General features: G+C 65.4%; 8 protein-coding genes. 6 read left to right on the forward strand and 2 right to left on the reverse strand.

From position 1 onward, the window contains the following. Positions 1-112: 112 nt before the first annotated feature. The 3 genes from ABZZ74_RS51445 (at position 113) to ABZZ74_RS51455 (ending at position 1,806) form a co-directional block, all read left to right on the forward strand. A complete protein-coding gene (locus ABZZ74_RS51445) occupies positions 113-331 on the forward strand; it encodes a hypothetical protein (RefSeq protein ID WP_356951035.1) in 219 nt (72 codons plus the stop codon). A gap of 279 nt (positions 332-610) precedes the next feature. After that, positions 611-1,507: a C1 family peptidase gene (locus ABZZ74_RS51450; RefSeq protein ID WP_356951036.1), complete on the forward strand. Its 897-nt coding sequence runs from the start codon at positions 611-613 to the stop codon at positions 1,505-1,507. Between the two features lie 137 nt (positions 1,508-1,644). Continuing rightward, complete coding sequence (locus ABZZ74_RS51455; protein WP_356951037.1) at positions 1,645-1,806, forward strand: hypothetical protein; 162 nt, start codon at positions 1,645-1,647, stop codon at positions 1,804-1,806. A 368-nt stretch (positions 1,807-2,174) separates the two neighbouring features. On the opposite strand, the gene ABZZ74_RS51460 is transcribed toward ABZZ74_RS51455, so the two are convergent. Continuing rightward, positions 2,175-3,038, reverse strand: a complete 864-nt coding sequence (locus tag ABZZ74_RS51460) for a hypothetical protein (RefSeq protein WP_356951038.1) — start codon at positions 3,036-3,038, stop codon at positions 2,175-2,177. Beyond that, complete coding sequence (locus ABZZ74_RS51465; protein ID WP_356951039.1) at positions 3,035-3,871, reverse strand: sigma-70 family RNA polymerase sigma factor; 837 nt, start codon at positions 3,869-3,871, stop codon at positions 3,035-3,037. Before ABZZ74_RS51465 ends, ABZZ74_RS51460 begins: the two co-directional genes overlap by 4 nt. 239 nt (positions 3,872-4,110) lie before the next feature. On the opposite strand from ABZZ74_RS51465, the gene ABZZ74_RS51470 reads away from it, so the two are divergent. The 3 genes from ABZZ74_RS51470 (at position 4,111) to ABZZ74_RS51480 (ending at position 8,010) form a co-directional block, all read left to right on the forward strand. Next, positions 4,111-4,593 carry a hypothetical protein gene (locus ABZZ74_RS51470; protein WP_356951040.1) on the forward strand — a complete coding sequence of 161 codons (483 nt, stop codon included), beginning with the start codon at positions 4,111-4,113 and terminating at the stop codon, positions 4,591-4,593. 1,114 nt (positions 4,594-5,707) lie between these two features. Beyond that, on the forward strand, positions 5,708-6,097 hold the full coding sequence (locus tag ABZZ74_RS51475) for a hypothetical protein (protein WP_356951041.1): 390 nt from the start codon (positions 5,708-5,710) through the stop codon (positions 6,095-6,097). Then, positions 6,094-8,010, forward strand: coding sequence for a PQQ-binding-like beta-propeller repeat protein (locus ABZZ74_RS51480; RefSeq protein WP_356951042.1), 1,917 nt, complete (start codon positions 6,094-6,096; stop codon positions 8,008-8,010). Before ABZZ74_RS51475 ends, ABZZ74_RS51480 begins: the two co-directional genes overlap by 4 nt. Positions 8,011-8,177 lie beyond the last annotated feature (167 nt).

Raw genomic sequence — 8,177 nt, forward strand, 5'->3', positions numbered from 1 at the left:
GGGCCACACCCTCTAACTGTGGTTCAACGGCCAGTGGAACCACAACGACCTCACCGACGCCTCGGGCGGCCCGCCGCTGGCGGGCAGCGACCCGACCGGCTACACCTGGGACGTGGACACCACCCAGCACGTCGTCTACCGCGGCGGGGACGGACGTATCCATGAACTGTGGTTCAACGGCCAGTGGAACTACAACGACCTCACCAGCGCCTCGGGCGGAGTGCCGGTGGCCGTCGGCAAACCGACCGGCTACACGTGGAGCGTCGACAAGACCGAGCATGTGGTCTACCGCCGTGCGGACGGTCACATCCAGGAGCTGTACTTCTCCTGATTCCGCAGCACCGTAGAGCCTTCCGGCCAGGTCCACCGCGTACGGACCCGGCCGGAAGCCATGCGCTGCCCTCAACGCCTTGCCTTGAGCACGTCCCGCTCCGCCTTGCTCCCGCCCCAGGTAATACGTCACCGGGCAGGTGATCAGGGTCAACGGGGGCCGCAACGCCTGACGGGCACGCGTCACGGAAGGGTATTCGGGTGAAACTCGAAGACCGGTGACGCATATGTGGGAGGCATATCTCAAGGCACCCACGCAGAGAGAACCATGGTGGATCACATGAACGTCATCGCGCCCAGGCCTGTCGCCCAGGACAAGGGAACGGGCTGGCTTCCCGACCGAGTCGACATCCGCGACTACACGAAGAACAGCAACGGCATGCCCGAGCTCCTCGAGCGGACCGGCGTGCTCAAGGCAGCCCTCGGACCGCTGCCTTCCCGGGTCGACCTGCGCTCGAAGTGCTCCCCGATCGTCGACCAGGGCCACCTCGGATCGTGTACGGCCAACGCCGCGGCAGGAGTACTGGAGTACTTCGAACTCCAGGCGTTCAGCAACTACATGCCCGTCTCCCGGCTGTTCATCTACAAGGCCACTCGCGACTATCTTCAGTGGTCGGGGGACTCCGGAGCGTTCCTGCGCTCGACGATGGGAGCGCTGAGCCTGTTCGGAGCCCCGCCGGAGCGGTTCTGGCCGTACCACGTCTCGCAGTTCGATGTGGAGCCCACCTCGTTCTGCTACTCCTTCGCCAGCAACTACCAGGCCCTGACGTACTACCGTCTTGACCCGCCCAACGCCTCCCGACAGGACGTCCTCGCCGACATCAAGGCCCATGTCGCCGCGGGCCTGCCCGCGATGTTCGGCTTCCCGGTGTACGCGAGCATCTACTCCGCTCTCAACGGAGAGATCCCCTATCCCGCAATCGGTGAGTCCACGAGCGACGGTCACGCCATCGTGGTGGTCGGTTACGACGACGACCGGGACATCACCAACCCGATCGACGGCAGTACTACGCGGGGCGCCATGATCATCCGCAACTCCTGGGGTGCCGACTGGGGCGAGGCCGGCTACGGCTACATGCCGTACCAGTACGTGCTCAACGGACTGGCTCAGGACTTCTGGGTGCTCGTCAAGGCCGAGTACCTCGCGACGGGCAATTTCGACATCTCCGCCGGATAGCGCGGTGCGCGTCGGCCGCCACCAAGTCCAACAGGCGGTCAGGGACCTGATTCGCCCCCGCCTCCTCAGGCCGGTTGAGCCGGCCCGAGGAGGCGGGGGCGTTCCCGGGAAGGTGAAGGAGCAACATTCCCCAGTTCATGAACTACATGGACTACACCGACGACGCGGCCATGTTCATGTTCACCAAGGGCCAGGTGGCCCGCATGGACGCCGCCCTCGACCATGCACGCCTGCCCGGCCGGGTCTGTACGGTCTTCGGCCCTGTCTCACTTTCGGCCCTGTCTCACATTCGGTGGTGACAGGCGGTGATGATGGTTACCTGTAGCGATTTACCCAGCTCGACCGCCTGTCGACATCTGGACGGTGAGCTCGTCACCGGCAGGGGAAGCGAGGTCGCGTGCGGCCCCCGCGCGGTTCGACTAGGTGTTTTTCCCATGGCTTTCAGTTACCACCGCAAGTGAGACAGGGCCATTGGCTGGACAGACCCGCCGGTGACGGCGAGTTGTTCATCGTCGGATTCGTCAGCGACTCCGAGGTCCGGACCGCGAGTGTTACGACGACTGGGGCACATCCGTCGCTAGCCGGTCGACGAAACAACCTGGGGCTCATCCGGCCGTGGTGACCTTGTGCCGCTCGCCCTGTCGGTGGGGCGAGCGGCAGCACGTGGTCAGCGGGTTGCGGTCTCCCCCACCGGGGGCTGCACCACTTCCGGGGACGAGGGGCGGGGCTTCGGGTGTGGGACGTCAGGGAAGGGACGGTAGGCGGTTTCCGATCGGGCTGGCAGGCTGCTGGGGGTGTCGGGGCGGGCGGCGGCCGCGGCGAGCAGCACGCTGATGCGCTTGGCGAAGCCGGGCCCGGGCATGGGGAGTTCTATCTCGGGCTGGCGCAGGTAGCCGGCGGTGACCGCGGTCGGGACGTAGGACATGAGTGCGGTGACGGCGGCCGGGCGGGGTCGGGCGGTGTACTTCGCCAGGTGGCGCAGCACCCTGAGGATGGTGGTGGTGGACGTGCTGGTGATCCGGTGTTCGGCGGGGTGCCAGCGGCGGGAGACAGCGGCCTGCGCAGATGACTGGGGGTCGGGGTCAGGTTCGGTCGAGTCGGGCTGGGGTTGGACGTCGTCGGTCTGGCGGTGCCACCAGTCGGCGGTGTCGTCTTCGCCCAGGGCCAGGTGGTGCAGGTAGAGGCAGTAGGCGGCGGCGGCCTGTCCGGCGCCGGCCGCGTACTGCCACCAAAAGCGTGCTCCGTCGTCGGTGTCGGTCAGCTGCAGGACGCAGGCCAGGACCAGGGCGCTGCGGGGGGCGGGGATCTGGTCGGTGACGAATTCGGCGACTTCGGTGGTCGGGGTGTGGGTGAGCAGGGTTTCGCACAGGGCCCGCAGATCCTCCGCCGCCCCAGTCGAGGTGGGTGAGTCTGTGTCAGCCGGTGGCCGGGGGCGGGCGGTTGGCGTGTCGTGGGCGGGGACGATGTCGCGGGGTACGGTGCGGCCGCGGACCAGCAGGGCCCTAGACAGGATGTCGTCGATGCGGGTCATGAGGTAATCCCTTCTGTCTCGGTCTGCTCGGTGTCGGGCTGCGGGCACAGGACGCTCTCGAGGAAGTGGACGGCGTGGCGTTCGTCGGAGCGGACGGTGGCCAGCGGCAGGCCCAGGAGGGTGGCGACGTCCTCGTCGGTGACCCCGCACAGGCGGCGCAGAACCATGACGTCGAGCTGCTGGTCGGGCAGCCGGCTCATCGCGGTGAACAGCTCCAGGGTCTCGGCGACCTGTTCCATCCGGTCGGCGTCCGCGCTCAGGGAGCTCAGGGCGACGGTGTCGAAGGCCGCCCGCCCGAGTTCGGGCCGGCCGTCCAGGTGCGGGGTGCGGGACATGACGGTGGCGCGCAGCACGTGCCAGGCGTAGCGCCGGGTGTCGGGGCTGGCGAGGGCCTCGTTCCAGCACAGCCACAGGATGTCGAAGGTGTCGGAGACGACGGTGTCGCACTGGTCGGCGTCCAGGAGGAAGACCTGCGCGTAGTGGATGTAGTCGTACTCCACCAGCTCGCGAAAAGCCCGGTGGTCCAGTGGCGGAGCCGCGTGGGTGGTGGTCAGGGCGGCCCTCTCGCTGGAGCGTTCCACCCACTCCCGGCTCTTGTGGGCCTCGAACGCCGCCTGGCGCCACAGCCGGTACAGCGGCGCGTAGGGCATCTTCAGCTCCACCGACAGACTGAAGATGATCTCCCAGCGCGGGTAGAGGCCCGTACCGCGCAGCAGTTCGGAGATCTTCGACTTCGCCAGACAGACCCGCACGCTCAGATCGCTCAGCGTCAGACCGCTGTTGAGATAGTTCTCCCGCATCGGCTCCAGCCACGCGCGGTGGGCGCTGCCCACGCAATCCGCGACCGGACCGAGCTTGCGGCCCGGCCGCGACGGACCGGGCTTGACCTTTGAGGATGGCGGATCATACGGACTCGTCACGACTAATGGCGGACGAGAAAGGCGATCTCCCGGCGTGGGTGGAGGACGTGCTGGGAGTCGCCGAGCGTCTGGTGCACTTCCTTCAGGCGGTAAACCGCGGTGATCAACACGACCCGTCGCAGGCCCGCGCAGTGGTCGCTTAACTGGACGAGATGGAACGCGAGTTGAAGGCGCTGCTCATCGCGGCCACGTTCGAACGCAATCGACTCACCAGACGAATCGCCGGAGCATCGGAGTCCGAGCGGAAACTGCGGCGCCTCGTGGCGCCCTTCGCCCGGGCGAGCAACACTGTCGCCGAACTGCCACCGGGGGCTGCAGACGCCCTCAGCAGAGCTCGCCGACTGCGCGATGACATAGCAGCGCGGGAGACCGGGGTGAAGGAGGCGGCAGAAGTCATCCGGGTGTGCCGGGGTTTCCAGGCCCTGCTCCAGGAAGCACGCGCGGACCTGCAACGCACCCTAGACTCCCTCGAACGACGTTTCCGCGCCGCCGAGACCAAGTCCGCATTGGCACGCCTCGCCAACCGGCTCGGCATCATGGAGCGCACGGTACGGGATGACCTCACCACGCATACCGAGGAGATTGAGGCCTGGGGCGACACCGCGTACAGACAGCCCTGGACCAGGAGGAGTTGAGGATCCGGGATCTGTATCGGCTCAGTGGGGACGCCGAGGCGGAGCAGGACCTCCAGCGGCTCCGCGAGGATCCGCCGTGATCTCGCGGGCCGGAACCGGGACCCTTATGGTGCCACTCTACTCGGCACTTCCTAGCGCTGGGTTCCTCAAACGGCGTACACATATCGGCGCCGCAGTGGGCGGGTTGGTGGTGTGGATCTGCCCCAGTTCCAGGGGTTGGCATGGGCGTTTGAAGGCATGGTCGATGCGGGGTCGGTCCTCGAGCCTGTTCGTTGCCCGCCGCCTGGTTCGCTTCGCGAACGAGGACATCAGTCAATCGGTCAGCACACGGTCTGCGCCGACGGGGCGCGTCGGCGCCCAGACCATCGGTTGCAGGCGGGACCCTCCGCTATTGCTGCGACGGGCGTTGCCCACACCTGGACAAGAAGGGCAAAACCAGACGCCGATGACGACGCCGGGTCAGCCCAGGAGGCTCCGCGGAATCCCCCACCGCTGGAGCTTCAACGCCGGGGGTCCTTGCGGTACATGGCACGAGAGGTTCCCCCACCTCGCCCCAGCCGCAAGGCCGCCGTCCGCAATGCCCCTGAGCCGGCCATGCAGCGCGGTGCCCGCGAACCCGCTCCGTTAGTGCGCCGAGGGGGCGTCAGGCATACAGTCCCCCTTGCGCGTGCACGACGCCGAACACGCGCACTTCCTCGATTCAACCGAACGGTGTGGGAAGGCTTGTCCGACGGCGAGAGCGTGCGGGACTTCCTGTAGGATAACCGGCTGGCGTTTCTGGACGCGGCTCGCGCGGTCATGGGGTAGCAAACTGGGATGTGGCTGTTCGGCCCCGGACACATATGTTTGAGGGCGATCCGCCCCAACTGCCATCCCTATGGGTCTGGTGCAGGTCAAGATGTCACCTGATCGTGCGGCAGACCCTCACCTGAACCTGCACCAGACCCATGTCTCGGCCGCAGCGATGGGCTGATGAGCGGCTCCGCGATACCCTCTATGTTTCGATCACGTCACTTCATGTGATGCGCGATGAGCCTGCTGCCAGAATCGGGTACTCGGTTGTCAGCGAGGACGTCGCTCGACCCCTACAGACGGGTGTGGCATGGGGGATCGCATGCAATTCCGGCTCAGCATCCAGGACAGTGAGGATGAGGCTGCAGTCGCCTGGCTCTATCGCTGGCTCACGCGTGACGGTGCTTTGGCGAGCGATGTGGATCTGTCGCTCGTGGATGCGGAGCTTGGGTCCGAGGCCCAGGGAGGCGCGTTCGAGGCCATCAACGCTGTTGTCACTGATGGGATAGCGCTGGGCAACCTCCTCGTCGCTGTTCGCGTGGCCATGGATGCGAGGCGCCGCGAGGCGGACCGTGCCGCTCTTCGCATCGAGGGCCGCGGGGTAGTGGTGACCGTCGCACGCGACTCCAGTCTCTCCAACCAAGAGATCATCGATCTGCTCCGAGGAAACGTGGGAGCAGAAGAGAATGGAGAGCCCGCCGCCGATTCATGAATCCGGAAAAATTCCCTCTGTCGGATCCGAGGAATTCCCGGGTTGTACTCGTTGGCACCTCCAGGTATACCAGCAGAAAATTGCATGACCTGACCGCCGTCGAGAACAACCTCCAGGCATTGCAGGTGGCCTTCACCCGAGGGCCATGGAAGCTTCCGCCGACGCATTGCGTCGTTTTTCATAATACCAACGACTCCCCTGCCATTGTTGACGCGTTGCACCACGCGGCCGGATCCCGAGACACGGTCATCTTTTACTATGCCGGGCACGGGCTGATCGACCCTCTTGGCGGCAACGATCAACTACTCCTCGCGCTGCCAAATTCATCCACGGACAAGCCGCACCTATCGCTTCACTATTCCTTTATCAGTCGCGCCTTGTCTGCCGCCAAAGCCAAACGCAAGGTCGTAATCCTCGATTGTTGCTACGCGGGCCTTGCTACAGGTCAGGGTGACGCGGCGAGCCTAGGTCAGTCCGCTGTCATCGAGGGCACCTACGTGCTGTGTGCAGCCGGGCCGACAACCAAGGCCGTATCTCCTGCCGGCATGAAATACACCGCCTTCACCGACGCCCTGTTGCGCGTGCATGATGAGGGGATTCCTGATGAGGGACCTGCCCTCGACATGCACACCGTGTACAGGCGGCTGTACGAGACGCTCCGCAAAAATTCCTTTCCAACGCCCTATCAGTCAACCAAGGGCGGGGGCGGAGAAATCTCCTTCATCGTCAACCGCGCCGCAGACCTCTCGCCAGCCGATGTCGCCGCGCTCATACCCCGCCAACATCCCCTCCTGACCCGGCGGAGGGCCCTCGTGGCGGGGACGGCGCTCGCCGCAGGTGGCGTCGCCGGGATTCTCCTGGACCGCGTCGGCGCCCGGAAAGCCCTGCAGGCCCCTCCTCCCGGGAGTCAACGCTGGCACGTTCATTTCTCGACGTACGGCTTGCCACTTGCTGGTGATCACATCATCTTCGCTGTCCTCGGAGACGGCCGGGTGATGGGACTGCAGCCGGAGAACGGAGACGCGCGCTGGCAGTTGGACTTGCGTGGCTTCCTCACGGGGTCGTCTGTCATCAAAGGGACCGTTCTCGTCAGCCTGGCTCGTGAGCAGGGCGCTGGCACGCTCACCGCTGTGGACAGCATCGGCAGGAAACGCTGGACACTCTCCACCGAGGGCTGGCCCTCGCACCAGGCCGCAGGGCCCAACGACAAGATCTACGTAGCCACAAACACCGGTTGGCTCTACCGGGTAGATCGGACCACAGGAGAGTCCGACTACAGTGAGAAGATCGCAGGGCAACTCAACGGGGTCGTCGCCGCCAACAACCACGTCTACCTCTCGACCTTCCGCGAAGGTTTCATCGCCCTTGACCCAGCCACGGGAGCACCACGGTGGTCCCACCCCACAAAGGGGAATGTGCCGGGCGCAGCCGTCGACTCCGGCCTCGCGTACCTTACGGTCGGCTACGGGACCAGCCCATCGACTTACGGCGGGAAACTCGTGGCCCTTGATGTGCAGACGGGGAAGACCGCATGGTCGGCTTCCTTCGATTCACTAATCCAAGCCGGTCCGACACTCGCCGGCGGCCAGTTGCACGTCACGGATAATCGTGGCACCGTGCAGGCGTTTCAGGCATCTGACGGACACCGGCTCTGGCAGCGGGACGTCGAGGCCGACGTTTCGAGCGGGGTGACATACGACGGGGAATCTCTCTACGTGGGCACCTGGCGAGGAGTGACCGCCCTGGCCCTGCGTACCGGTCAGGTCCAGTGGAGCAAACAAGTGGTAGCGAAGGCGCCTTCTGCGGTTTACAGCACCGTGGAGCCTGCCCTTGAGGGCCGGAGTGTGTACATCGCCTACGGTGACCGGACAACGAGCAGCACCGACTGCGACTTCTATGGATTCAGTCGATAATATCAGCTCTTCCCTTTGTCAAATTCTACGAAGTCCAACTGCAAACCCGGCCGCCGAGCTGGCGGGCAGAGTAGCGGGTGTCACTGATTCCTAACCTCGATCGTTCATGAGTCCCCGTCAGCTTGCTGACGGGGACTCTGTGTCTGTGTGATGGGGTCTTTTTGGGG

Source organism: Streptomyces sp. NPDC006476 (assembly GCF_040612015.1).
Taxonomy (GTDB): Bacteria; Actinomycetota; Actinomycetes; order Streptomycetales; family Streptomycetaceae; genus Streptomyces; species Streptomyces griseorubiginosus_B.

What these genes read in the sequence shown, in the direction of transcription:
- ABZZ74_RS51480 (WP_356951042.1), top strand. Translation starts at nt 6,094, where the DNA reads ATGAATCCGGAAAAATTCCCTCTGTCGGATCCGAGGAATTCCCGGGTT.
- ABZZ74_RS51475 (WP_356951041.1), top strand. Translation starts at nt 5,708, where the DNA reads ATGCAATTCCGGCTCAGCATCCAGGACAGTGAGGATGAGGCTGCAGTC.
- ABZZ74_RS51450 (WP_356951036.1), top strand. Translation starts at nt 611, where the DNA reads ATGAACGTCATCGCGCCCAGGCCTGTCGCCCAGGACAAGGGAACGGGC.
- ABZZ74_RS51460 (WP_356951038.1), bottom strand. Translation starts at nt 3,038, where the DNA reads ATGACCCGCATCGACGACATCCTGTCTAGGGCCCTGCTGGTCCGCGGC.
- ABZZ74_RS51470 (WP_356951040.1), top strand. Translation starts at nt 4,111, where the DNA reads ATGGAACGCGAGTTGAAGGCGCTGCTCATCGCGGCCACGTTCGAACGC.
- ABZZ74_RS51455 (WP_356951037.1), top strand. Translation starts at nt 1,645, where the DNA reads ATGAACTACATGGACTACACCGACGACGCGGCCATGTTCATGTTCACC.